The following is a 25516-nucleotide window of genomic DNA, read 5'->3' as shown; positions in this document are numbered from 1 at the left end:
GGGAGGGACGGAAATGTCCTATAGCGTTGATTTTAAAAACGTGTCTACGGTTGGTTTAGAGTCTTCACCTGTAGTAGAAGCGCTTGCTGGTTTACGTGCTAATGAAGCCCGTTATTTTATGAACAAATACAAGCATGAATTTACGGTTGTACCAGCTAGTGAAAGCCAGGAGACACTTGATTATGTGAATCGAATTTTGAAGGAGGAACGTGATATTGAGTTTGCGGCCAAACCTTTAGAAACGTCACGTTTTCAAGTGGAAAATATCAAAATGGCCTACGTTTTTTATGAGGATGGTCTTGAGGTCAATGTCATGTATACGGTTGATGTCCCTAAGCCGAAGCGAGCTGTTGGTTTTAAGCTTTCTGAGGGGATGGAGGTACCAAAGGAGTTAGAAGGGAAGTTTAAGTTTGCTAGGCAGAAGTCTAAACTAGCTGGAACCATTCGGGGCTCGTATTTTGTAATTAAAGGTGAATATTAAAGTAAGCATAAGCGCAAGTGGAGGAATCCAGCCATTTTTTGTATTTGGTCATTCTTTTTCTTCATTTAAATTAGTGAAAGCTATTTTCTCTCTAGGTAAAAAATAGCTTTCACTCGCTAGAAAACCCAATGGATGAGGACATTTTCCTTGGAAACTTCAGAAAAGATCGAACTTTTTAAAAATAATATAATTCAATTGAATATATTAAGAGCGTGTTTTGATCAATCTTTTTCAAAACACGCTCTTTCTTTTTGTTCGTTATCAGGGTTATAAGTATCAATTTGATCTAACATTATTCTAAAGCAACACTTGTGCAAATTCTCCCTTAGTTTGCAAATCGTAGACAAACACTTGACAAGAGAGCGGGTTCAACCTCCGTTTGCACCACCGGGTCAAGGACCAGGGGCTGGACCGCCAACTTCACCGCCGCCATCCTATGTTCCCGCTCAGACACAACAAGCAGAACAATTTGCAGTTGATCCAGGCGGGGAATCAGAAGATGTTTATTCAGATATACGTATTTATGGCTAAGAGGCTTTCAGCAATTTTGGTTTTATCCAACTTTTGTTGGCCGAACCTCTGTCTCAGGGTGGCGTTGGACTGGATTTAGATGGGTTTATATGGGAATAAGTTTACGACAAATTCAATCGTTTACATGCATATAATAAGAAAAGGGTTTGTGAATGAATCCTACAATCAACGGGGCAGAAATCATAATTGCCAAAAGGTATGATTGGGGAGTGATTTATCCCTTTTATTTATTCCAGACCAAAAGCTTGACGCAAATCCCTATTTGAATTTTTCAACTCTGTGGACTAATTAAATATTAATATTAAATCGTGTTAATTTAGCACGATTTTTTTGTTTTCAGCTTGTACCAAGGGCGTTACAGTTTCGGAACGATTGTACAACTGAAGTGGTTTTTATTGTTCTTTTATAAAGAAATGTAATCCTTAGATTTTTTCAAGAAGATGATTTCCAGAATATACATCTTTAATACCCCCCAATATGGGCATAACACTATAGAGAAGTAAATGATTATGGTCTTGGGGAGGTAAAAAAATGCAATGGAAAGGGAGACGGCAAAGCTCGAACACCACAGGGACGGTTCTCAGGGTTTTTGGTAAGTGCCGACCACAAACATACTAAGATTAGTAGGACAAACCAAGGCCATGGTTTGTCCTACTATTTTTTTATAGTAGAAGTAAAGAAAAGTCCGGGACGGTTCCAAAACCTTCCCCGGACTTTTCTTTTTATTATGAAATTATTCTACAATTAATTATTCAATTCCTACTATAGCAATCAAAATAACATCAACCTGTATAACTAGGTCTGGTGACTGGACTTATAGCATTGCCTCATTCTATTACTAAATCCAAACACACTCCATTCCATCCCAATCTTTTAAAAAATAGGTTGTGTTAAAGGACATTGTTGATTTTATAGCCAAGTTGATTGGAGCGGAAGGCGAGAAGACTCCAGCGGGAGACCCCGCAGGCGCTTAGCTTCGAGGAGGCTCCCCGGACCGCACGCGGAAAGCGAAGCGCCTGGAGTGGAAATCAACAGCCAAGTTTAACAAAGCCAAAAAATAAAAAAATAATTGACTAAATCTTCTAAATTGTTTAAACTTTAAAACATAAAGTTATAGCTTCAAATAAAATGTAATTTTGAAGTTGTGACTTCAAAAAGTAAAAAGGGGGCTATGGGGATTGAATTTATCCATGCGATTAAAATTCTTTACTATGGAGGTTTTATATGATTTCTCATAATGAAGTGGCCTATATGTCTGCAAGTGAAATAGCTGCTAAAATCAAAGACCTTGAATTTTCCCCTGTAGAAGTGACAGAGGCCTTTATCAATCGTATTAAAGAAAGAAATAAAAGTTTAAATGCTTTTGTCTACTTTGGATATCAAGACGCATTGAACAAAGCAAAAGAGGCAGAACGTTCTTTGTTAGCCGGTGAAGATGTTGGCATGTTTCATGGTGTGCCTTCAGCTTTAAAAGATTTGTTTGGCGCCAAGCCTGGCTGGATTTCTACTTTTGGAGGCATCAGAGCATTTAAAGATAACGTAGTAAACCACTATTGTGCCTATGGGGAGCGCTTTGAAAAGGCAGGTGGAATTTTACTAGGTAAAACAAATAGTCCCGTTTTAGGTTTTCGTGGGGTGACAGATAATTATTTGTTTGGACCTACACGAAACCCATTCGATTTAAGTAGAAACGCAGGGGGATCATCTGGTGGAAGCGCCGCGGCAGTTGCTGATGGTCTCGTTCCAATTGCTCAAGGATCGGATACTGGTGGATCCACTCGTATCCCAGCAGCATGGTGTGGAATATATGGTTTTAAGCCTTCTGGTGGACGCGTGCCTTTCTTAGGAAGACCTGACGGCTTTAGAACTTACATATTTTCAACTGAGGGAACACTGACACGAACCGTCGAGGACGCAGCACTAAGTCTTAGTATGTTAACGGGATATGACAATCGAGATCCTTATAGTCTAAATGAAAAAGTGGACTTCCGTTCGGCATTACATGGTTCTATCAAAGATTGGCGAATTGCCTACAGTCCAAATTTTGGCGTTTACCCTGTTGATAGTCGTGTTGCTCAAACGGTTGCCGAAGCAGTAAAGGTATTCGAACAGGCTGGAGCTACGGTTGAAGAAGTTGATATTGGTATTCCTTATGATCAACGTGAGTTAAGTGAACTCTTTAATCGGATCGTAATGAGAGGGTCAATTTCCATATTCGAAAATTATAAAAGTAAGGGAATTGATTTATTAAAGGATCATCGAGAAGATTTGCCTCCTCAGTATCTTGAATGGATTGAGAAAGCTTACCAGATGAACATGGTTGATGTTAACCAAGATCAAATTATGCGCACTACAATCTATGACACGATTCAAAATGTATTGAAAGATTATGATTTATTAATAACACCAACAGTTGCCTCTCTTCCAACAGAAAATGGCCATTGTGGAAACACGCTTGGGCCGAGTCAAATTAACGGTGAAGAAATAGACTCATTAATTGGATGGTGTATGACCTATATCACCAATTTTACGGGTCATCCTTCTGCATCGATCCCTGCAGGGCTTTCAGACCAACTTCCCGTTGGAATGCAAATTATCGGAAAACGGTATGCAGATACCGATGTGATAACAGCTAGTGCTGTATTTGAAAAGCTGAAACCTTGGAATCATATTTATGAAATATGTAAGAATCGAATCTTAGACATTCATCAAATATCCTCAAGAAATTAACTTACCGCAACATAAATCAGTACTTCGTTAGTAATAACAAACTTGCCAAGGTCAAAAAAAATAAGAATAAGAACTCATTTTAATGCTTTACACATTTAATTCAAACCGCTTGGTTAATTAAAATTGATTTGGGAGGAACATTATGGGACGTTTGAAAGGGTTTTCGCAGAATAAATATTTTATACTTTTTATTCTTTTTGCAGGATGGATGGTTGCATATTTGGACCGTATGGTCATGAGTGTTGCCCTTACATCAATAGGGGATGACTTTCATTTGAGTGCTGCATCATTAGGAATTGTTCTTAGTGCCTTTTTTGCTGGTTATGCATTAATGCAAATTCCAGGAGGTTATTTGGCAGACAAGTTCGGTTCTAAAAGGATAATGGTTGTATCTCTCATTTCATGGTCATTGTTCACGGTGTTAACAGGCTTTGCATGGTCATTGGCTTCTTTGCTGGTGATTCGATTCTTATTCGGAGTGGGTGAAAGCGGATTCCCTGCAGCCAGTTCAAAAGCCATTGCGGAATATTTTCCAAAAGCTGAACGAGCGAAAGCACAGTCCACGATGTTATCTTCCAACGCTTTTGGTGCAGCCTTAGCTCCTCTCTTTGCTGCGCCAATGATGCTAATGCTGGGCTGGAGAAATATGTTTGTCGTAATTGGAATAGCTGGTATTGTTCTCGTAGCTGTTTATTGGATGGTTTTAAAGAAGCCAACTCAACAAACAAATGAGGCTAAGCAGGTGAAGAATAAAGAAATCTCGATGAAAGACTTACTGCGGAATGCCACGATGTGGAAACTGGTAGTAGCATGGTTTGGATTGGATGTTGTGATTTGGGGATTTGCATCCTGGCTTCCTTCCTACCTGTTAAAAGTACGTGAATTGGATCTTCTGCAGGCTGGTTTTATTTCATCATTGCCGTTTTTTGCAGGAGGAATTGCGATGATATTAGGAGGATGGTTAGTAGATAAATATTTTGTAGGTCGTGAAAAGTATTTTGCAATTGTTGTGACAGTAGTGGGGGCTCTGTTTCTTTACCTAATGTTTAAAACCCCTTCCCTTCAAATGGCTGTTACGTATCAAATAATCTCAGCCTTTTTCCTATATGCAGGGTTCGCAGGGATTTGGTCATTACCACTAAAATTCCTCCCTACTGCCGTGATGGGATCTGCGGCCGGAATGATTAATTTTGGTGGTCAGTTAGCTGGATTTGTTTCTCCAATGATCATGGGCTTTTTAATCACTGCCTTTAATGGTTCTTACGATGCAGCATTCTATTTCTTAATTCTTTCTTCCATTATCTCCGTTGTCGCATGCTTTACACTCGGTGATACAAAGAAATCACTAGAATCAAATGTAAAAAGTGCATAGATTGCTATGTTGTAATATCGAAAAAAAGGAAGAAAAGAGGGAGTTTATATGAAAATAGCTATAGCACAGATTGCTCACGAAACAAATACTTTTTCGAATGTGCCAACGACCGTAGATATTTTTAAAAGTTGGGAATGGGATTATAAAGAGGATATTATCGAAAGACATCTGGGAGTCGATGATTACCTAGGGGGCATGATTGACCAATGCAACCAACTTGGTATCGAATACTCCCCAACATTTTCAGCCTTTGCAGGACCTTCGGGGATGATTACTAAAGAAACCTATCAAACATTAGAGAATGAGTTAATTACAGGCATCCTACATGCAGGAGAAATTGACGGAATCTGTCTTGCATTACACGGGGCAGGCGTTGCAGATGGGATCGACGATTTAGAAGGATATTTACTAAAAGCTTTGCGAAAATCGATTGGATATGAGATTCCTATTGTTGTAACATTAGATTTGCATGCAAATGTTACAGAATTAATGGTGCAAGAAGCAGATGCTCTTCTAGGAGTTAATTTTTATCCACATACGGATTCTCATGATAGAGGAAGAGAAGCGATTCAGTTACTAGGACAAATTATTCAAGGTGACATAAAGCCAGTTATGCATCTGGAAAAGCTGCCTTTGATCATTCCCACCTCAACCACATATGAATCTCCAGCAAAGGATATCAATGAGTTATGCTGGAAATGGGAAAAGGAACAGGAAGTTTTGGATTGCACATTTTTCCATGGGTTCCCTTATACCGATATTCCTGATGTAGGCGTTTCGGTGATTACGATAACAAACGGGGATCCTTCTTTAGCTCAAAAAGCGGGGAACGAAGTGGCGATTACCATCTGGGATAAGAGAGAGGCGTTTCGGCCAAGTTTGCCAACCCCTGAGGAAGGAATTCAACAGGCTTTATCTAAACAAGGACAACCGATCGTTATCAATGAAACATCAGATAATCCAGGTGGAGGAACTCCAGGGGATGGAACATTCTTATTGAAAGCAATGATTGAAGCGAATGCTCTAAATACATGCTTTGGATTTATTTACGACCCTGAAGTAGCAGAGCTTGCCCACCAAGCAGGGCCGGGGTCATATATAAATGTGGAATTGGGTGGAAAAACAGATTCATTACACGGCCAACCTTTGTCCTTAAAAGTTTACGTTAAGACTTTATCGGACGGTCAATTTTTCCAAACTTCTCCTATGTGGCGAGGAATAAAAGTAAATCTAGGAAAATCTGCGAGGTTACAAATTGGCAATGTCGATATCATCGTTTGCTCGGTAAGAGCCCAAACCTTTGATGAGCAGGTTTTCTTGCTTCATGGAATCGATGTAACAAGTTATAAAGTTGTCGCATTAAAATCAAGTCAGCACTTTAGAGCAGCTTTTAAGTCAATCGCGAAAGAAATCATTACGGTAGATTCACCAGGTTTAAGTACTTGTGATTTTTCGTCATTTGATTATAAACAAATTCATCGACCAATCTTTCCTTTAGATGCTGTTCAAGATTATAAAAAGCAGACATCAAAGGTATAAAAGTAAATTCCGATCTAAAAGATGTGAAACAATAGGTGTCAATTCAAGGAACAAAAGCATCTAGAAGGGAAGAACATAATATGGAACCTATCAAAGAAGTCATCAGAAAGAATTTTAATACGCTAACGAATCGTCAAAAAATTGTAGCCAAATTTATTCTTGATCATCCACAACAAATCGCCTTCCAAAAGGCAAAAGAAGTCGGTGAGTTAACATCAACCAGTGAGACTACAGTGATCCGTCTATGTTACGCACTTGGATATACGGGATATAGTCATTTGCAAAAAGACATTCAATCGACTTTATTAGAGAATGGACAAACAGATCCATTAGGAAAATATAGAGTATCAACTGGAGCCCTCAGCCAGAACAATGATGATCTTATCAAACAAATTAAGGAACGGGATATTGCTTATATTGAGAAAACCCTGGATTCTTTGAACGGTGAATTGTATCAAAAAATTATCGATACGATTCTGTATTCAAAAAAAAGGTGTGTAATCGGTATGAGAAGCTCATACGCAGCCGCTAATTGGCTGGCGTTTAGCTTAAATATTGTCAAAGGAAACACCCATCTATATCGAGGAGAAATTGACGACGCCATTTCTTTAATTTCAGACATGGACAAAGATAGCTTGGTTATCGCCTTTTCATTTCCACGTTATGCTGAAGAGACCGTTTCGTTTGTTAAAGTCGCCAAGAAAAAGGGAGCAAAAATAATAGCGATAACTGATAGCGAGATATCTCCGTTAGGATCATTTGCCGATCTGTTAATAAAAGTGTACACTCCCTCACCGACAGGACTAAACGGGATGGCTACCATGTTTTCATTGCTGAATGTTATTGTATCTGGCGTCGCCTCATCCAAGTGGGAAGAGGTACAAAATCGAATTAATGACTATCAACAAACGAGCGAACAGTTCTTTCCATTTTTTAAGCAGGAGAAGGATTGATCCTCTAACATTAAATAGAGAAAGGGGCTATGACATGAATATTGATAAAGTGGAAATTTCTAGACTAAAAATGCCACTAAAAAACCAATTTGAGACCAGCTTTGGCCGTTTGACATATAAAGATTTTCTCGTAGTCAGTGTCCATAGCGGCGAATTTATCGGATATGCTGAAAGCGCTTCTCTTCCATATCCTATATATAATGAAGAAACCACAGGAACCGTCAGTTATATCCTTAAGGAATTTCTTATTCCTAAATTGTTCTCAGCTAAAAGCATCAAACATCCCACTGACATTCATGAACTCTTTATGCCGATCCGACGGAATAACATGGCTAAAGCTGTCCTTGATGGAGCGATTTGGGATTTATATTCAAAACAACAAGGTATTTCACTTGCAACCGCTCTTGGTGGTCATAAAAGTGAAATTGATGTAGGAGTCAGTATCGGTATCGAGGATACCGTAGAAAAAGTGCTCGAGAAAGTGGAGCAATTTATTGGCGAAGGTTACAAAAAAATTAAAGTAAAAATTAAACCAGGTCATGATATCGAAGTGATTCGTGCCATTCGGGAACAATTTGGCCCTAATATCCCGTTGATGGCAGATGCAAACTCAGCTTACACATTAAATGATGTGAATAACCTTAAACAATTGGACCAGTTTAAGCTTATTATGATTGAGCAGCCATTGGCTCACGATGACATTATTGATCATGCTAAGCTTCAAAAACAGCTGGCTACGCCAATTTGCCTGGATGAAAGTATTCATTCAGTGGAAGACGCTAGAAAAGCTATTGAACTAGGAAGTTGTAAAATTATCAATATTAAGGTTGGCCGTGTGGGCGGACTGACAGAAGCTAAAAAAATTCATGATTTATGTAAATTTCACAATATTCCGGTTTGGTGTGGGGGGATGCTTGAAGCTGGGATCGGACGTGCACACAATATTGCCCTTTCGTCGCTCGACAACTTTAGTATCCCTGGGGATACATCCGCTTCTGATCGTTATTGGGCTTATGATATCGTTACGCCAGAGGTCATGTTATCTCAACCAGGTAGGCTTCAAGTGCCGGACTCTCCCGGTATTGGCTATGAAATCAACGAAGCTGTATTGAATCAATATGTGATCGATAAAGAGTTATTTACAAAGGAATTGATATTGAAATAAAGAAATAGTAGAACTAAAAAACAGGAGGGATAAAATGTTTGATTTCATTATAAAAGGTGGACAGGTTTTTGATGGTACAGAAAATCCATGGACGAAACTAGATATTGGTATTAAAAATGGGGTAATTTGTAAAATGGGTGATTTAAGTAATGAACAGGCTGCAACAGTGATAGATGCTAAGGGGTTGGCTGTTTCACCTGGATTTATCGATACGCATGTCCATTCTGATTTACTCTGTACAAAACCTGAAATCCACCATATAAAAGTATTACAAGGTGTGACGACGGAATTATTTGGACAGGATGGTATTTCGGTTGCTCCGGTTTCTGAAGAAACCAAGCCTTTATGGCAAAAGCAGTTAAAAGGATTAAATGGAGATATCGGTGATTGGCCATGGAACACAATCGATGAATACCTTCAGTTTTTGGAAAATTCCGATATTGCAGGCAATGCGACCTACCTCGTTCCACATGGGGCAGTACGGACACTGGTGATGGGCTTTGATGGAAGAGAAGCGACACAAGAAGAAATGGATCAAATGCAGTACCTTGTTGAAGAAGGAATGAAGCAAGGAGCAGTTGGGGTATCTTCCGGTCTAGTCTATCCTCCGAATGTCTTTTCCAGTAAAAAAGAATTAATTGCGATCTGCAAAGGGGCGGCTAAATTTGACGGCTGCTTTGTAGTCCATATTCGTAACGAGAGCAACCACTCCTTAGAAGCTCTGGAGGAGGTCATTGATGTTGCCCGTCAATCAGGCGTCCGTCTTCATGTCTCTCATTTCAAAGTCGCAGGTAAAATCAATCGAGATAAATTTGAAAAAGCGCTTGAAAAAATGGATGAGGGCCGCAAGGAAGGAATTGAAATCACCTTTGATCAATATCCGTATACTGCTGGATCAACCGTTTTTCATGCGATTTTACCTCCGTGGATGCATTCAGGAGGAACCTCTGAACTGTTAGAAAAATTAAAAGAACCCGAAATCCGGGAAAAAATAAAACAAGAATTTAAAGATAATGGCGACTACGAAAACTGGGTCCTAACCTGCGGATGGGAGAATATTATTATTTCTGCTGTTTCTACAGAAAAAAATCGCTGGGCAGAAGGCAAAAACATGTTTGAAATAGCAGAAATTTTAGACAGAGATGTAGCAGACGCGGCTTTCGATTTACTTATTGAGGAGAATGCAGGAATTACGATGGTAGTTCACTGGGGCGATGAGAAAGATGTCATCTTTGGAATGCAGCACCAGCTCCAGATTGTAGGGTCAGATGGTATTTTTGGCGGGAAACCTCATCCTAGACTTTACGGAACATATCCACGTGTGTTAGGAAGATTTGTGCGTGAAAAACAGGCTCTTACCCTTGAACAGGCCGTGCGTAAGATGACAGGAGCGCCTGCTCAGTTACTTCGTTTAAAAGATAGAGGATTGCTTCGGGAGGGGTATGCAGCGGATATTGTGGTATTTGATCCCAAAACTGTCAATGACCAATCAACCTACGAGAACCCACTAGAAGAGCCGGTTGGAATTGATTACGTCCTTGTCAATGGGCAAATGGCGGTTAAAGAAGGCAAATATATCGGTACAACTGCTGGGAAAGTGTTGCGACAGGAGAACAGTCATGCAAGAAAAGTTTTCGTATAGGATCATAACAGAACTTGAATCACTGTCAGACATTGTTGAATTGCAAAACACGGTGTGGGGAGAAGAGGTAGTCACCTCTCTCCCACAGATGGTGGCCGCCATTCATAATGGCGGGGTCGTTATTGGTGCATTTGAGAAGGAAAGTAATAGACTAGTAGGATTTTGCTATGGATTTGCCGGTTACAGTAATCTTAGTAAAAAGCCCTATCTCTGCTCACATATGATGGCTATACACCCCCATTACCGCAATCAAGGAATCGGTGAGAAATTGAAATTTAAACAGCGAGAATGGGCAATTGAATATGGTTATGAAAAAATCATTTGGACTTTTGACCCTCTTGAAGTTAAAAATGGATATCTTAACCTTTCCAAACTGGGTGGGTATGTAAAAACGTATATTGAAGCTTATTATGGTTACATGAATGATAAATTAAATAAAGATACACCTTCCGACCGCTTCTTGGTGGAATGGGATCTTTTGTCTGAGTCGGTTATATATGCGCTAGAGGGAAACCGTAGCCATCAGGCCAAATGGAAGAAGTATGAAAAGCTATCAGACATTACGTTTGCCGGTGAACATCCAATTCCTAGCGGAAATAAAAGTGTGCAGTCTCTTCCAGGATATTTGTTCGCCATTCCAAAAGAGGTACGGCAAATGAAGCAAGACGCACCTGATCTGTTCCAACAGTGGCGATCACACACTCGCAATAAATTAAATGAAGCCCTTTCAAAGGGCTTTCGCGTTACCGGGGTAATCCCGGAAGATAATATTGCGTATTACGTACTAGAAAGAAGTGATCCATCTGCATAATACACAGACAAACATTAGTTTAACTAGAATAAAAGAATGGGTGAACAATAATCACACTCTTCTTTTAGATACTTACGATAAATTACATGATTTGGCAGAAGTTAGTTGGAAGGAGCATAAAACCAGGGACTTTCTTTGTGAAGAACTGGATAAACTTGGTTTTCCATACGAAACGTACCAGAGTCATTGTGGAATAGTCGTTAAATGGGAAAGCGATACTCGTGGCCCTACAATCGCTATTCGGACGGACATGGATGCATTGTGGCAGAATGTTGATGGTGTATGGAAGGCAATCCATTCATGCGGGCATGATGCGCATATGACCATGGTTTTAAATACGCTTCGTTGTTTAAAGGAATCCAAATTTCAACCGAATAGTGGATGCCTAAAAATTATTTTCCAACCTGCTGAAGAGACAGGGAAAGGCGCTCAAGCAATCATAAAAGATGGAATAGTCGATGACGTTGATTTTTTGCTCGGTATTCATGTTAGACCGGTATTCGAACTTGGGATGGGGCAGGCATCTTCCGCAATTTACCATGGAGCTGCCACTCTTTTAAAAGGAAAAATTAAAGGGATACAAGCCCATGGCTCAAGACCTAATCTGGGCATTAATGTGGTAGATTCCCTTGGGGCGATTATAAGTGCGGTTAATTCGGTTAAGGTTGATCCAACCTTACCAAGTTCAGCCAAAGTTACACAAGTGAAAGCCGGTGGGGAAAACATCAATGTTATTCCCGATGAAGCAGAGTTTAGTATCGATCTTAGAGCACAAACGAATAAGGCCATGGAAGCTTTAACAGAAAGTGTAATGAGAGCTGTTCAATATGCAGGGGAAGCCAATGGCGCTGAAGTACAACTTGAAATTCGTGCGCAAATGGCAGCAGCAGAGAAAAGCCCTGATATGGAAGAAATAGTGGGAGAAGTGGTTCGCCAAATACTTGGTGAAAAATCACTTGTCCAACCTCCTGTCACACCGGGCGGTGAAGATTTTCATTTTTATACAAAGGAAAGACCTAATATTCAAGCAACGATGGTAGGGTTAGGTACAGGCCTAGAACCCGGTCTTCATCACCCAAATATGAAATTTAACTTAGCAGCTTTGGGGAATGGCGTAGCTATTTTAACAGCTTCTGTCATCAAGTTATTTGAAAAAAATACGTGATAAACTAAAGGAGTATAAGAATGATAGAGTCTAAAATAATAGAACTTGGATATGAGTTACCACCAGCACCAGCACCACTGGCCAATTATGTTACCATTAATCGTTCTGGAAACCTTCTTTTTACTTCTGGCTCCGGATGCTTTATCGATGGAAAGCCACTTTACCAAGGTAAGCTTGGAGAAGATATTTCTATCGAGCAAGGCTATGACGCGGCTAGAATTACTGCTTTAAATTTACTCAGTATAGTAAAGGAAGAGCTCGGGGATTTAAATAAAGTGAAAAAAATAGTCAAACTACTCGGATTTGTAAGTTCTACAAATGACTTTTATAATCATCCACAAGTAATCAATGGTGCTTCAGATCTTTTGGTAGAAGTTTTCGGGGAAAAGGGGAAGCACGCAAGGTCGGCTATAGGAACCAATGTCCTTCCCTTGAATTTACCAGTTGAAATTGAGATGGTCCTAGAAATAGAAGAGTGAAAGATAAGTTATTTAAGGTATGATACGCGTGTTAAAAGAACATTAAATGTTCAATCATAGAAGCTACTTAAATTTTTGAGTAGCTTTTTTGGTATTTTTGTATTTGCTACTATAAAAGTGTACCGAATTATCAATATTTTATAAAAATAGCACCCACCGGGGTGTTTTTTGTTAATATAAAGTTAATTACATTCATCCATGTATCGGATTTTTAAAAGTTATATGAAGTTAGTTTCTTTACGTATTTGTCCAAAACGATGACATTCACCTATTTGTCTAGTCTTTTTAACTATTCCATTTAGTAACTGGTTTAAAAAAATCGAAGTAAAAATAGGGTGTGATACCATGCAGGACACTGCTTTCTATAAACACGTAGATAAGGTAGAGAATTTGTTTAAGAGATTTTCAGTTCAATTTAGCATTCTTACCAGAGATGATTTTGAACATATGGTTCATGAAGTCTCATCTATTAACCAAGTCATTCAAACTGGAATATCTGTATTCCAGGAGGAATGTTTATATTATAATGGCGACTCTATACTGCTAGTTCCGATAAAAGAAACTGGCAGAGTAGAAGCGATTGGAATCCTACATCCTAAAGATGGCAACAAGGAATGGTTCATTCAAAATAGAGAAATGCTTGGAATTTTAGCAGAAGTTGGATGTCATCTATTGTCATGTGAATCCATTGCAGAAAAACTAGAAAAAGAAAATGATCTTTTAAAAAGAGAAGTACTGGAACTTTTTTCAATGACAGACGATCTGTTCTTGATGATTTCATCTGATGGTAGAATAGAAGAAATAAATCATAGATTAGCTGAAAAGCTGAATGCTAGAAAACATATTCTTATCGGGGAAGAGGTTACCAGTATCATTTCTGAGAAAAGCTGGGTTGATATTAAAGAGTTAAAAAATAAGGTTGTCCACCGGTTAGAAATGCATAAGTCGTTTTTGAACAAGCAAGAATTTATTGCCCATGTAAAACCAATCTTCAACAATGAACAAGTTCAATCCTATCTGATTAAACTTGAACTGGTAAAGCAATCACCTAAAAAAATGGCGAAAAAAACGATGTGTTGTTTCGAAGATATTAAAGGGACGAGTGCGAAGCTTCAAGAAGTTATTACTATCGCTAAAAGAGTATCAACCAGCGATGTGACCATATTGTTAAGAGGTGAGAGTGGAACAGGTAAGGAGATGTTTGCTCAATCGATCCATCAAGAAAGTTTGCGCTCGGACAAACCGTTTGTGGCTCTTAACTGTGCAGCAATACCAGAAAACTTACTAGAAAGCGAATTGTTTGGACATGTAAAGGGTGCATTTACTGGGGCTGTAACAGATAAACCAGGAAGATTTGAACTAGCTAATGGCGGAACTATTTTTCTTGATGAAATAGGTGATATGTCACTTCATCTCCAGGCGAAGCTGCTTCGAGTTGTTCAGGAACGAAAAATTGAAAGAGTAGGAGACAGTAATTCCAGAAATGTAGATGTACGGATCATCACTGCAACCCATCAAAATCTAGAACAGCTGGTACGTGATGGCAAATTCCGTGAAGATTTATTTTACAGATTAAATGTTATTCCACTATTTCTACCATCGCTTAGAGATAGGAAAGATGATATCCCCATTTTAATCGAACATTTTATGAAAAAGTTTTCGTTGGAACTAAACCGTCCGCCAAAAAGACTGTCGGCTGACGTTTATAAAACATTATTGAACCATCAGTGGCCAGGAAATATCCGCGAAATTCATAACGTTGTCCAGCATTTTATTGAGCTTGAAATAGGAGAAATTGTTACGATGAAAAGCTTACCCAACAATTTTCTAGCGGATCATTCCACGGAACCTTCGAAGAGTAATAGTTTTTCGAAGCGAAAAAACCGAGTAGAAAAAGATCATATACTTGAACTTCTAGATGAATTAGGGAGAGATACGAACGGAAAGAAGAAGGTAGCCAACAAATTAGGGATAAGTTTGCCAACATTATACAGAAAATTAAATCAATTGGGAATAAAGTGATAAAAATATAATTGGTGTGATAACGCTGAAATATGATGATAGGACGTAAATAAGAAAGGAGATGTAAGATGTCTTGGTCCATCCAAAAAGCAGACGTCCCATTCATTTCAATAGGAGCTAAAATGCTTTCCTGTGGTGGAGGTGGTGATCCGAAAACAATGGAATATTTATTACGGTCTATAATGAAAGAAGACGATACCATCACAGTCAAGACGATAAATGAAGTCGCAAATGAGTGGGTTGTCCCTATTGCGGTGGCAGGTTCGCCTGTCTTATTCAGTGAGGATTTGCCAGAAGGAAGGGAAGGAGTTAAGGTTCTCTCCATTTATGAGCAGGTGTCTGGAACGAAAGCAGATGCGCTTATCTCGCTTGAAATAGGTGGATTGAACGCGTTATATCCACTTTTGATTGCGTTACAAACCAATCTTCCGGTTATTGATGGGGATGGAATGGGAAGAGCATTTCCAGAACTAGACATGACAACCTATTTCCTTAACAACATTCCATTGCTTCCGATTGCTGCACAAACAGGAGAAGAATGTATGTCACTCGTTGAAAGGACAACACCATCTGAAACGGTCACAACGATTAAGGAAATCGTCATGCGAAACACCGGCTACGTCCATCTTGCCTGTTATGGTATGACTGGCGGCCATTTATTAGCTGGCGTAATACCTGGAACGTTAAAGCTGGCTTTAGAGCTCGGTAAGACGATATTATATGGTTCAACCGACGAAAGGCTTCTACATATGAACCGAATTATTGACAATTCAGTTTACGGTGAGCTTAAGCTCATCACTATTGGATATGTATCGTTCATCAAGCGGTGGTTTAATCATGGTACACTTGTCGGAACATGCGGTATTAACGGAAAGTACTCTCACGATGGTAAATCAATTGAAATTAGCTTTCAAAATGAATTTTTATCTATCCTTTATCAAGGTGAATATGTTTGTACCACACCGGACCTGATCTTGCTGCTAGATTCCCATACATTCTTGCCAAAGCTAGCAGCAGAACTGCAAGAAGGGGATGTTGTGATGGTTATTGCAATAACCGCTCCTTCTATTCTTCGAACGAAAGATATGCTTGAGCTTGTTGGACCTAGGAGGTTTGGTATAAATACTGACTATCGCCAGGTCCAGTGGGTGGAAGGAGAAGAGGATTATGAGGCTTGGGATTGATGTAGGAGGTACTAACACTGATGTCGTACTCATGTCAGAAAATGGACAGTTACTCGCAGCCGCCAAGCAACTGACTACTGAAGATATACTCACAGGTATGAGTGTTGCAATTAGCAGTGTTCTTAATGAATCGAGAATTTTACCAGACCAAGTAAAAGGGGTCTTTATTGGAACAACACATGTTCTTAATGCAATTTATTCCAAAAAGGAATTGGCCCGTACAGCCTTAATAAGATTGACAAAACAAAACATGACTCTAAAACCTGGATTAGACTGGCCTGCTTCACTTAAAAGCTACATCCATAGTATTTATCATCTGAAAAGTAGCAACGGATATAGGGGAAGAAAGGAATCAGAGGGCTTTGCTGCTGATTTGGATGAGCTTTTTACTGCCATTGAACTTGGTGAGATCGACTCCGTATGTATTGTAGGAGCGTATTCTCCATTATATGAGCAAGAAGAAATGCTATTAAAAGGACGAATCCAGGAAGAATTTCCAACTCTCCCTGTCACAGTTTCGCACAAACTTGGCAGTATTGGGTATATTGAGAGAGAAAATTCTGCCCTATTGAATGCGATCATCTCCAAAGTCATCAGGACTGCCCTCGAAGGCTTGTCAACCATATTTCATCAGCATTCATTTCAATGTCCATATTGGCTCATTCAAAACAATGGGTCGCTAATGTCCATTGAGGAAGCCATTCATTATCCTATTTTAACGATTGGTTCAGGTGTTGCCAACAGTATGCGCGGAGCTGCAGTCATAAGTGGATATACTGAATTTATTGCAGTTGATGTCGGTGGAAGCACTATTGACGTTGGCATGGTCAAAGGAAGTCGTCTCAAAGAAGTAATCAATTCTTCTGGCTTGTTAGGTACAGGCATACACATCCCAATGCCTGCGGTTACTTCATTGCCTTTTGGCGGAGGGAGTATTGTTTCTTTGAAAGAAGGAATGGTCGAGATTGGAAACACAGTTGCTAGTGATATTCGAAAAGAGGGTATTGCATGGGGAGGGGAGAAGTGGACCGTAACCGATAGTTTTTTAAAAGCGTTTCCGGACGCGTTTTTACATGATACAAAGCAGAACAACTTTCTTGATTCCCTTACTGAGAAGGCATGTCGTCAAGTCATCAGTTATGTGATGAACGAGATAAAAAGCACGATTGAACGGTTAATTGTTAATGAAGAAGAATTGCCAATCGTTTTGGTAGGTGGTGGGAGTCCGCTTTTGCATGACAGCCTATTTAGTAAATATAAAAAGATCAGGAAACCATCAGGATTTCATATTTGTAATGCAATCGGCGCTTGCTTTGCCCCTATCAGTGAACAGATCGACAAGGTGTACTGGCTGAATGAGCTGACGAAGGAAGAAGTGGTCAGCAGGGCTGTTGATACCGTTAGAGATGCGGTAATCAAGAAAGGTGGAAAACCGGAAAGTGTTCAAATAGCTTATGTTGAAGAATTTCCTTTCGACTATATACAGGGAGAAGTTCTCAGGGTTAGAACCAAAGCAATTGGTGAATTGAGTTTATAAAAAAGGTTTATCGACAAAGAAAATGAGAAAAGATGAGAAAAAATGAGAAAATAAGAGAAAATATATAATATAGTACATTTTTCTCGGGATTTTAAGTTTATCATTATCTTAAAATTCAGATTATATTTAATAGGTTGTTTAGTTTTTTTCCTTACCTCTCAGGATTGAGAGGTTTTTTTATTTTGGCACAGTTCTTGCAATGTATTTATGCGAGAGAAAGTTCTACTAATCATTTTAGGAGGTGAGTTAAAAGAATTAATTGTGATCTCTAAAACACTAATTCAAACAATCTCTTTTACCAATCTATTCAATAAAAAGGAGTGCATGTAAATGAAAATCAAAGTTATTATGCCAATTACTTCGGATATTTTTAATGAAGAAATTAAGAGAGAAATTAAACATTATGCTTCCGATACAACAGAAGTCGGCGTTGTCAGCCTGGATTATGGTCCTGCATCTGTAGAATGTGAATATGATGAAGCGTTGTGTATTCCTAATTTCTTAGAAAAAGCAATCGAGGCAGAAGAAGAGGGATACGAGGGGATCATTAGTGATTGCTTCGGAGATCCTGGAGTGAAGCCTGCACGAGAAGTTTTGGATATTCCAGTTGTTGGTGCATGTGAATCTTCCATGTTATTTGCGAGTTCCTTAGCAAAATCTTTTTCAGTTGTAACAGTATTACCGAACGTTGTACCGATGATTGAAAACATAAGTAAAACATTAGGGGTAAATGGAAATCTAGCTTCTATCAGGTACGTAAACATTCCTGTTTTAGAAGTTCATGAAAAGGATAAGTTGAAAAAAGCATTGTATGAAGAAATGATCAAGGCTATTGAACTAGATAACGCTCATGCACTTGTATTAGGTTGTACTGGCTTTATGGGTGTAGCTGCGGAGCTTCAACAGCGTTTAAAAGAAAACGGCTATGATGTCCCAGTGATCGATCCTGCATTTGCAGCAACACGAATGCTTGAAAGTTTAATTGCTATGGGAGTTAAACAAAGCCGTTTGACATATATGACTCCACCATCAAAACAGAGAGTAAAAAGTGTAAACTAAGCTTTTTTTTACAGCATTAAATAACCACCAAGGGGTAGCATGTAGAATTAATTTACTGAAAATTTTTAATTTTCAATAAGGATTTTGCTTTCCGTTTATGGCAGAGCAAAATCCTTACTCAAAAATTTGTTTTTTTTTAACAAAACTATATGTGAAAGGTGGAGAATAATGATGAATGAGAAAGAAAAAGAAATAGGCTATATGGATGATGATGTATACAAAAAAGTGGCAGAGAGCGCGAAGCAGCACTGGGTTAGTTTTCTTATGTTATTTCTTGGCATGTGGACCTCACTAGGTGCAATAGGGGTTGGGGTAGATGTTGGAACAAAACTAACCCCATGGAAAGCGTCACTAGCCTTTTTCTTGGGCTATGTGATTTGTATGATATTTGGCTATTTGGTAGGGGAGATTGGGAGACGTGAGGGATTAGCGACTCCGGTGTTATGTGATCGGCCTTTTTCTAAATATGGAAAAATTGTACCCGTATTTATTGTGTTTCTAATTGCAGGCGCATTTATTGGGGTGCAAGCAGATGCGATTGCCAGAATTGGAATGTCTATATTAGGTATTTCCTTCAATGAAGGATTCGATTTAAAAAGAGGTTTAGTGGCTGCAGCATTGTGTTCACTGATGATGTTTACATCCTATCGAGGAATTAGCCAAATGAAGCTAATTAGCTGGATATCCGTTCCTATTTTTTCTGCTGTATTGATCTTATCCTTTATCTTTTCGGTTAATAAGTATCCTGGTGGACTTCCTGCCATTATGACGATTCAGCACGATGAAGTAAGCTTTTCATCTGTTATGTTTTTAGGAGTTGCATTATACGCAGGGTTTTCAGCATTTATGCCTGATGTTTCAAGATTTATTAGTAGCAGAAGTGGTTTAATCAAGGCCATGGTAATTGGCTATATAGCTTCTACTTTCATCCCTATTTGGGGCGTAGTCGTTGGTGCGGCTGAAGGCGGATCCTATTGGACTGTATTTTCACAATTTGGGATGGCATTTAGTATTTTTGCGGTCATCGGACTATTCCTTGCCCAATGGACTACAAATGATGTGAATGCATTTTCAAGCGGTTTAGCTTTATCGACTATTTTTACCACCTTGCATGAAAAAAATAAAAGAATCCCTCGATTAACCAGAAAACAAGGAACACTAGTTCCAGCAATTATTGGGATTGTTCTAGCATTTGTCGGATCCGGAGCAATTGGTGCCATACTTGGCTTTGTCGGTGCATTGGGAGCATGGTTAGTACCAATGGCCGGGGTTTTAATAGGCCATTATTATGTGATTGAAAAAGGCGGTAAGAAGGTTGAAACAAAGGGACTTGCCGGACTAATTTCAGCTGTATCGATTGGATTATTAACGCAATTTGGACTTTTACCTATGGCCGCCATTACGAGTATAGTAGGTTCTGTTCTATTATATATCATTTTATATTACGGAGTAGAAAAGCCATTTCTTGGGGCAAAAATAATTGAAGAAGATACCCAAGAAGGAATTGTAGGATAAAAGATTATCAAATAAAAGATAGTTATTTGAAAGGAGAATGGATTTGAGACTAATTGGAAAGCAAGAAATCGAAGATATCGCTGTAGGAGCGGCATTACTAGGTACTGGCGGCGGAGGGGATCCGTATATTGGAAAGTTGATGGCCCTACAAGCCATAGAAGAATATGGTCCAATCAAGCTTATTTCGGTTGATGAGGTGCCGGATGATGCTATGGTTGTCCCTTCAGGTATGATGGGAGCACCCACGGTTTTGGTAGAAAAAACACCAAGCGGTGATGAGGCCATAAAAGCCTTTAATAGCCTTGAATCCTATTTAGAAAAGAAAATTTTTGCCACCATGCCGCTTGAAGCAGGCGGGGTTAACTCTCTTCTTCCATTTGCTCTTGCAGCAAGGTTAGGATTGCCAGTAGTGGATGCAGACGGGATGGGAAGAGCTTTCCCGGAATTGCAAATGGTCACTTTCTATTTGGATGGAATCTCGGCAACACCGATGATCGTTGCGGATGAAAAGGGCAATATCTCACTATTTAATGCAATCAATAATGTGTGGGCAGAAAGACTCGCAAGAACGGCAGTTATCCAAAAAGGCGGAGCGGCGATGATTGCCCTCTATCCAATGACAGGCAGAAATATTAAGGATAGTGCTATTCATAATATTTTACAACTGGAAGAAAATATTGGTAAAACCATTCGGTTAGCCAAACAGAATAATCAAGACCCAATCCATGAAGTTTTGAAGTTAACAGGTGGTTATAAACTATTCCAGGGTAAAGTAGTCGATGTTAACCGCAAAACGGAAACAGGTTTTGCTCGAGGAACAGCATTAATAGAAGGAATCCAAAATTATAAAGGTGAAGATCTAGAGTTAAGGTTTCAAAATGAACACTTACTCGCGTTAACGAAAGACCGTTTGCTTTGTGTTACTCCAGACCTTATCGCGGTTCTAGATGCCGAAACCGGCATTCCAATTACAACAGAAGCGTTACGATATGGGGCTCGTTGTGTCGTTGTTGGACTCCCTTGTCATCCTAAATGGAGAACGGAAAAAGGGATTGCAACCTGCGGACCAAAATATTTTGGATATGAATTTGACTATGTTCCGGTTGAAGAGCTTGTAATGAAAGGAGTAGGTGCAAAATGAGTTTCTATCGTATAGGTATTGATGTAGGAGGAACGCATACAGATGCCGTTATCTTGGACAAAGACAATCAGGTGGTTTCTGAAACTAAATCTCCTACTACAGAAGATGTAAGTACAGGTATCTATGAAGCTATGAAAAAAGTAATTAGTTCTTCAGGTGTCCCAAGGGAGCATATTAAATATGCCATGTTAGGGACTACTCATTGTACAAATGCCATAGTGGAAAGAAAAAGGCTAAATACGATTGCAATCATAAGAATCGGTGCACCTGCTACTTTAGCTATTAAACCTTTAATGGGTGTCCCGGCGGACTTAAGACAACTTCTTGGTAAGTACAATTATATTATTCGTGGCGGGCATGAATTTGATGGCAGAGAAATTACTGATTTAGATGAAAATCATCTCTACCAAATTGCGAATGAAATTAAGGGTTTTGTAGATTCGGTTGCCATTACCTCCGTCTTCTCGCCTGTTTCAACAAGTCATGAACACCGTGCAAAAGAAATCATCCAGGAAGTATTAGGAGATCAAGTCCATATTTCTTTATCATCAGAAATCGGCAGTGTCGGTTTACTAGAAAGGGAAAATGCGACCATCTTAAATGCTGCTGTAGTGAACGTAGCAAAAGCAACGGCTGAAGGATTTGTCAATGCATTAAAAAATGAGGGAATTGAGGCAAGAGTATTCTTTGGTCAAAACGATGGGACATTAATGGCTGTTGAATATGCAATCAAGTACCCTATTTTAACCATTGCCTGTGGTCCAACGAATAGTTTACGAGGAGCATCCTATCTAAGTGGCCATTCTGATGCGCTGGTTGTGGATGTAGGGGGTACGACAACCGATATTGGCGTTTTAATCAACTCATTTCCTCGTGAGTCATCACTTGCAGTTGAAATTGGCGGTGCCCGCACAAACTTTAGGATGCCTGATTTAGTCTCCATCGGGTTGGGTGGCGGAACGATTGTTCGAATTAAAGAAGATGGTGAGTTTACGATCGGTCCTGACAGTGTCGGTTATCGTCTACCCCAAGAAGGATTGGTCTTTGGAGGAACAACCTTAACCACAACTGATATTGTGGTTGCATTAGGTATGGTCGACTTAGGAGACCCTTCGAAAGTAAGTCATTTGGATCAGGATTTATTAGAAAAAGTTTATCAAGGAATGGTTGAACTAGTTGAAGTGGCCATTGATAAGATGAAAACTAGTGCAGACCCTGTACCGGTCATCTTAGTCGGCGGTGGGAGTATTCTGCTTCCAGATCAACTTAAAGGTGCGTCAGAAGTTATTCGACCACATAATTTCGGTGTGGCAAATGCTATAGGAGCGGCTATTGCTCAAGTCAGTGGACAAATTGAAAAGGTATATGCCTTAGAGGATATTGGAAGAGAGAAGGCTTTGGAGCTGGCCAAAGAAAAAGCGATGTCGGAAGCCATAAATGCGGGTGCAAATCCGGATAGTCTCATCATCGTCGACATTGAAGATGTACCGCTCGCCTATCTTCCAGGCAATGCAACTCGAATTCGTGTTAAAGCTGCCGGGGATTTAGCTCAAGTTGAAGTAAATGAACCGGTATGAATCATTTGGCGCATTCTTGAAATCTATAGGTAGGTGCCCCAATCTTTGGGGCACCATTATTAAAAATGAAAAGACAAGGTTGTTTCAAATGGTCATATTATAGAACTTTTGAGACAGCTTCTTTTTCCAAATAATTAAATATTGGATGTGTGTTTATGGAGGAGAAATTTTACATAAATCAATTTAAAAAGCGTGCATTAATTATTGACGCCCATTTTGATTTATTGATGGATGTTGCAATTCAAAGAGAAAAAGGGAGAAAGAAGGTTATTGAAACAGATTACTTGCCCCGCTTCATTGAAGGTGGAGTCAATATCATTCTTGCGGCCCTTTTTGTAGATAACAGTTTTATACCACATCTGGCCTTACAAAAAGCGCTTGAACAGGTGAGCTCTTTGTATGCAGAAGTGGAAGAATCGCCCGATAAATTGATGATTTGCAAAAATAGTGATGATATGATTCAAGCACAGCAATCGGGAAAGATTGGATTTTTATTATCCCTTGAGGGAGCGGAACCCATTGGGAAGGAATTAAGTCTATTAAGAGTATTCTATGAATTGGGTGTGCGCAACCTTGGTTTGGTTTGGAGCAGAAGAAACGAAGTCGGTGATGGAAGTCATTTTAGCCCCATTCGTGAAGGGAAAAAGGGGGGAATTACCCCTTTTGGCATTGAAGTAATTGAAGAGGCTGAAAGACTTGGAATGACGGTTGATGTCACACATCTTAATGATGAAGGTTTTTGGGATGTGATGGAAATTTCAAAGAAGCCTATCATAGCCTCTCACTCGAACTCAAGGGTAATTGCCAGCACCATGCGGAATTTAACGATTGAACAAATAAAAGAGATCGCATCAAAAGGTGGAGTAATTGGAGTTAATGCGGTAAGCATAATCGTTGGCATGGAAGACGAAAATAGCCATTTAGAGCAATTATTAAATCACATAGATCATTTGGTAGAGGTAGTTGGAATTGATCATGTGGGAATTGGGTTGGATTTGTGTGAGGAATTCTTTAAATATGTGTCCCCAGAAGTTTTAACGAGTATGCAACGGAAACCTTTTGATGTCATTAAGGGTCATCAAAATCTTCCAGAGTTGATAGAGGGCTTGATTAATAGAGGATACAAAGAAGATGAGATGGAGAAAATATTGGGCGCCAATTTTTTAAGGATTTTTAGATAGATTTTAAACTTATAAAAGCTAGGCATTGGAAAAGGCGCTATTTAAAAAAAAGTAACGCTTACTGCCGCTAAAAAGATAGGGAGGATGATTAAGCATGGCAGGACAAATGAATAATGCCGATGATTATTCGCTTGAAAGGGTACCGAGGGAAGCGCGGCTGCCGATGTGGGAAGTTTTGCTTGTCAGAATTGGGGCATTTACGTGTATTTCGCAATTTATGCTCGGTTCAGCCCTTGGTTTTGGAATGACACTATGGCAAGCTTTCTGGGCAACGATGTTTGGAAGTGTTATCCTGCAAGTGGTCAGTTTGATGCTCGGGATTGCAGGAGCGCGTGAGGGGCTCTCAACTAGTGTACTGGCCCGATGGACTGGCTTTGGCAAATATGGGTCTGGCATTATTAGTATCGTGTTTGCGATTAGTCTGACCGGATGGTTCGGGGTCCAAAACAGCGTATTCGCCAATGGGGTAGATGCGGCTCTTGGCGGGGCACTAGGCTTTCCGTTAGCTGCGGCTCTAACAGGTTTATTTGTAACCGCGATCGTAGTATTTGGATTCAAGTGGTTAAGTTGGACAGCAAAAATTGCAGTACCTGGTTTCCTCATCGTTATGGGATACGGGATTTATAAAGTTCTGGAAGACCATTCGATTCCAAGCTTAATCTCCTCCGCAGCTCCAGGTCCTGCATTAACAATAGGTGCTGCAACAACAATGGTAGCAGGCGGATTTATTGTAGGTTGTGTAACAACTCCTGATTTAACCAGATATTGCAGGTCAGGTAAGGATGTGTTCTGGATTGCCACCATAGGTACGTTTCTCGGTGAATTTGGGGTTAACCTTATCGCTGTGTTAATGGCACATGCGGTTGGAAGCAGTGATATTATGTCAATCGTCCTTCAGCTTACAGGCTTGTTGGGTGCCGCCATCGTTGCTTTTGCTACTGTAAAAATTAATGATATTAATTTATATTCTTCTTCTTTAGGAATTACCAATTTAATTAATACTCTTTTTAATAGAAAAGTAAATCGGGCATTTGTGACATTGATCATTGGTTTATTAGGAACGTTTTTGTCTATCATTGGAATCCTAGATAAATTTGTTCAATTCCTTGTCTTCCTTGGAATTTGGGTACCACCTATCGCTGGAATTATGGTAATTGATTACTTCATCCTAAAGCGCAGCCGAAAGGTTTTAGATGAAACTAGAGCGCAAGGCAGTCTACCGATATCATGTGAAAATATTAATTATATGACTCTAGTTGCATGGGGAGCTGGATTTGCCGGAGGTTATTTGATTCAAGGAGGAATTCCATCACTTAATTCCATTTTAATAAGCGGAATTATCTATTATGTAGGAATGAAGTTGATAGATCTAGTTAAGAACCAACGAAACATCGAAACTAGTAAACAAGCATAATAAATTTTTTTACAAAGG

At 39.4% G+C, this 25516-nt stretch carries 19 protein-coding genes and 1 pseudogene; all 20 read left to right on the top strand.

Translation table 11 applies throughout. The features are described from left to right. The first annotated feature begins 13 nt into the window (after nucleotides 1-13). The 20 genes and pseudogenes from KW850_RS06290 (at nucleotide 14) to KW850_RS06195 (ending at nucleotide 25498) form a co-directional block, all read left to right on the top strand. A complete protein-coding gene (locus KW850_RS06290; protein WP_218346720.1) occupies nucleotides 14-481 on the top strand; it encodes a phage tail protein in 468 nt (155 codons plus the stop codon). A gap of 372 nt (nucleotides 482-853) precedes the next feature. Next, nucleotides 854-1146, top strand: a pseudogene (locus KW850_RS06285) (hypothetical protein); the annotation flags it as partial. Between the two features lie 1090 nt (nucleotides 1147-2236). Next, the gene (locus tag KW850_RS06280; protein WP_218346719.1) at nucleotides 2237-3742 is read left to right on the top strand and encodes an amidase; all 1506 of its coding nucleotides are present in this window, start codon (nucleotides 2237-2239) and stop codon (nucleotides 3740-3742) included. Between the two features lie 142 nt (nucleotides 3743-3884). Beyond that, nucleotides 3885-5114, top strand: a complete 1230-nt coding sequence (locus KW850_RS06275; protein ID WP_218346718.1) for an MFS transporter — start codon at nucleotides 3885-3887, stop codon at nucleotides 5112-5114. A 48-nt stretch (nucleotides 5115-5162) separates the two neighbouring features. Next, the gene (locus KW850_RS06270; RefSeq protein ID WP_218346717.1) at nucleotides 5163-6653 is read left to right on the top strand and encodes a M81 family metallopeptidase; all 1491 of its coding nucleotides are present in this window, start codon (nucleotides 5163-5165) and stop codon (nucleotides 6651-6653) included. A gap of 80 nt (nucleotides 6654-6733) precedes the next feature. Further along, nucleotides 6734-7606 (top strand): MurR/RpiR family transcriptional regulator, encoded by an 873-nt coding sequence (locus KW850_RS06265; protein ID WP_218346716.1) that lies wholly within the window; start codon nucleotides 6734-6736, stop codon nucleotides 7604-7606. Nucleotides 7607-7640: 34 nt separating this feature from the next. After that, nucleotides 7641-8771 (top strand): o-succinylbenzoate synthase, encoded by a 1131-nt coding sequence (gene menC, locus KW850_RS06260; RefSeq protein ID WP_218346715.1) that lies wholly within the window; start codon nucleotides 7641-7643, stop codon nucleotides 8769-8771. 34 nt (nucleotides 8772-8805) lie between these two features. Then, nucleotides 8806-10413 (top strand): N-acyl-D-amino-acid deacylase family protein, encoded by a 1608-nt coding sequence (locus KW850_RS06255; RefSeq protein ID WP_218346714.1) that lies wholly within the window; start codon nucleotides 8806-8808, stop codon nucleotides 10411-10413. Further along, complete coding sequence (locus tag KW850_RS06250) at nucleotides 10391-11224, top strand: GNAT family N-acetyltransferase (protein ID WP_218346713.1); 834 nt, start codon at nucleotides 10391-10393, stop codon at nucleotides 11222-11224. The genes KW850_RS06255 and KW850_RS06250 overlap by 23 nt, the downstream gene beginning before the upstream one ends. 40 nt (nucleotides 11225-11264) lie before the next feature. Then, nucleotides 11265-12389 carry a M20 peptidase aminoacylase family protein gene (locus KW850_RS06245; protein ID WP_308128760.1) on the top strand — a complete coding sequence of 375 codons (1125 nt, stop codon included), beginning with the start codon at nucleotides 11265-11267 and terminating at the stop codon, nucleotides 12387-12389. 20 nt (nucleotides 12390-12409) lie between these two features. Then, nucleotides 12410-12868, top strand: coding sequence for a RidA family protein (locus KW850_RS06240; protein ID WP_218346712.1), 459 nt, complete (start codon nucleotides 12410-12412; stop codon nucleotides 12866-12868). Nucleotides 12869-13213: 345 nt separating this feature from the next. Continuing rightward, nucleotides 13214-14890, top strand: a complete 1677-nt coding sequence (locus tag KW850_RS06235; RefSeq protein WP_218346711.1) for a sigma-54 interaction domain-containing protein — start codon at nucleotides 13214-13216, stop codon at nucleotides 14888-14890. A gap of 68 nt (nucleotides 14891-14958) precedes the next feature. Continuing rightward, nucleotides 14959-16074 carry an S-methyl thiohydantoin desulfurase family protein gene (locus KW850_RS06230; protein ID WP_218346710.1) on the top strand — a complete coding sequence of 372 codons (1116 nt, stop codon included), beginning with the start codon at nucleotides 14959-14961 and terminating at the stop codon, nucleotides 16072-16074. Continuing rightward, nucleotides 16058-17611: a hydantoinase/oxoprolinase family protein gene (locus KW850_RS06225; protein ID WP_218346709.1), complete on the top strand. Its 1554-nt coding sequence runs from the start codon at nucleotides 16058-16060 to the stop codon at nucleotides 17609-17611. Before KW850_RS06230 ends, KW850_RS06225 begins: the two co-directional genes overlap by 17 nt. 330 nt (nucleotides 17612-17941) lie before the next feature. Continuing rightward, nucleotides 17942-18670, top strand: a complete 729-nt coding sequence (locus tag KW850_RS06220; protein ID WP_218346708.1) for an aspartate/glutamate racemase family protein — start codon at nucleotides 17942-17944, stop codon at nucleotides 18668-18670. 171 nt (nucleotides 18671-18841) lie between these two features. Continuing rightward, nucleotides 18842-20185: a purine-cytosine permease family protein gene (locus KW850_RS06215; protein WP_218346707.1), complete on the top strand. Its 1344-nt coding sequence runs from the start codon at nucleotides 18842-18844 to the stop codon at nucleotides 20183-20185. Between the two features lie 43 nt (nucleotides 20186-20228). Continuing rightward, the gene (locus KW850_RS06210; protein WP_218346706.1) at nucleotides 20229-21326 is read left to right on the top strand and encodes an S-methyl thiohydantoin desulfurase family protein; all 1098 of its coding nucleotides are present in this window, start codon (nucleotides 20229-20231) and stop codon (nucleotides 21324-21326) included. After that, nucleotides 21323-22903: a hydantoinase/oxoprolinase family protein gene (locus KW850_RS06205; protein ID WP_218346705.1), complete on the top strand. Its 1581-nt coding sequence runs from the start codon at nucleotides 21323-21325 to the stop codon at nucleotides 22901-22903. Before KW850_RS06210 ends, KW850_RS06205 begins: the two co-directional genes overlap by 4 nt. Nucleotides 22904-23058: 155 nt before the next feature. Beyond that, on the top strand, nucleotides 23059-24084 hold the full coding sequence (locus tag KW850_RS06200) for a dipeptidase (RefSeq protein WP_218346704.1): 1026 nt from the start codon (nucleotides 23059-23061) through the stop codon (nucleotides 24082-24084). Between the two features lie 94 nt (nucleotides 24085-24178). Further along, the gene (locus tag KW850_RS06195) at nucleotides 24179-25498 is read left to right on the top strand and encodes a purine-cytosine permease family protein (RefSeq protein WP_218346703.1); all 1320 of its coding nucleotides are present in this window, start codon (nucleotides 24179-24181) and stop codon (nucleotides 25496-25498) included. Nucleotides 25499-25516: the final 18 nt, after the last annotated feature.

The organism is Bacillus sp. sid0103, assembly GCF_019219025.1.
The sequence above is the reverse complement of the archived record's forward strand: the minus strand, read 5'-3'. Positions and strand labels throughout refer to the sequence as shown.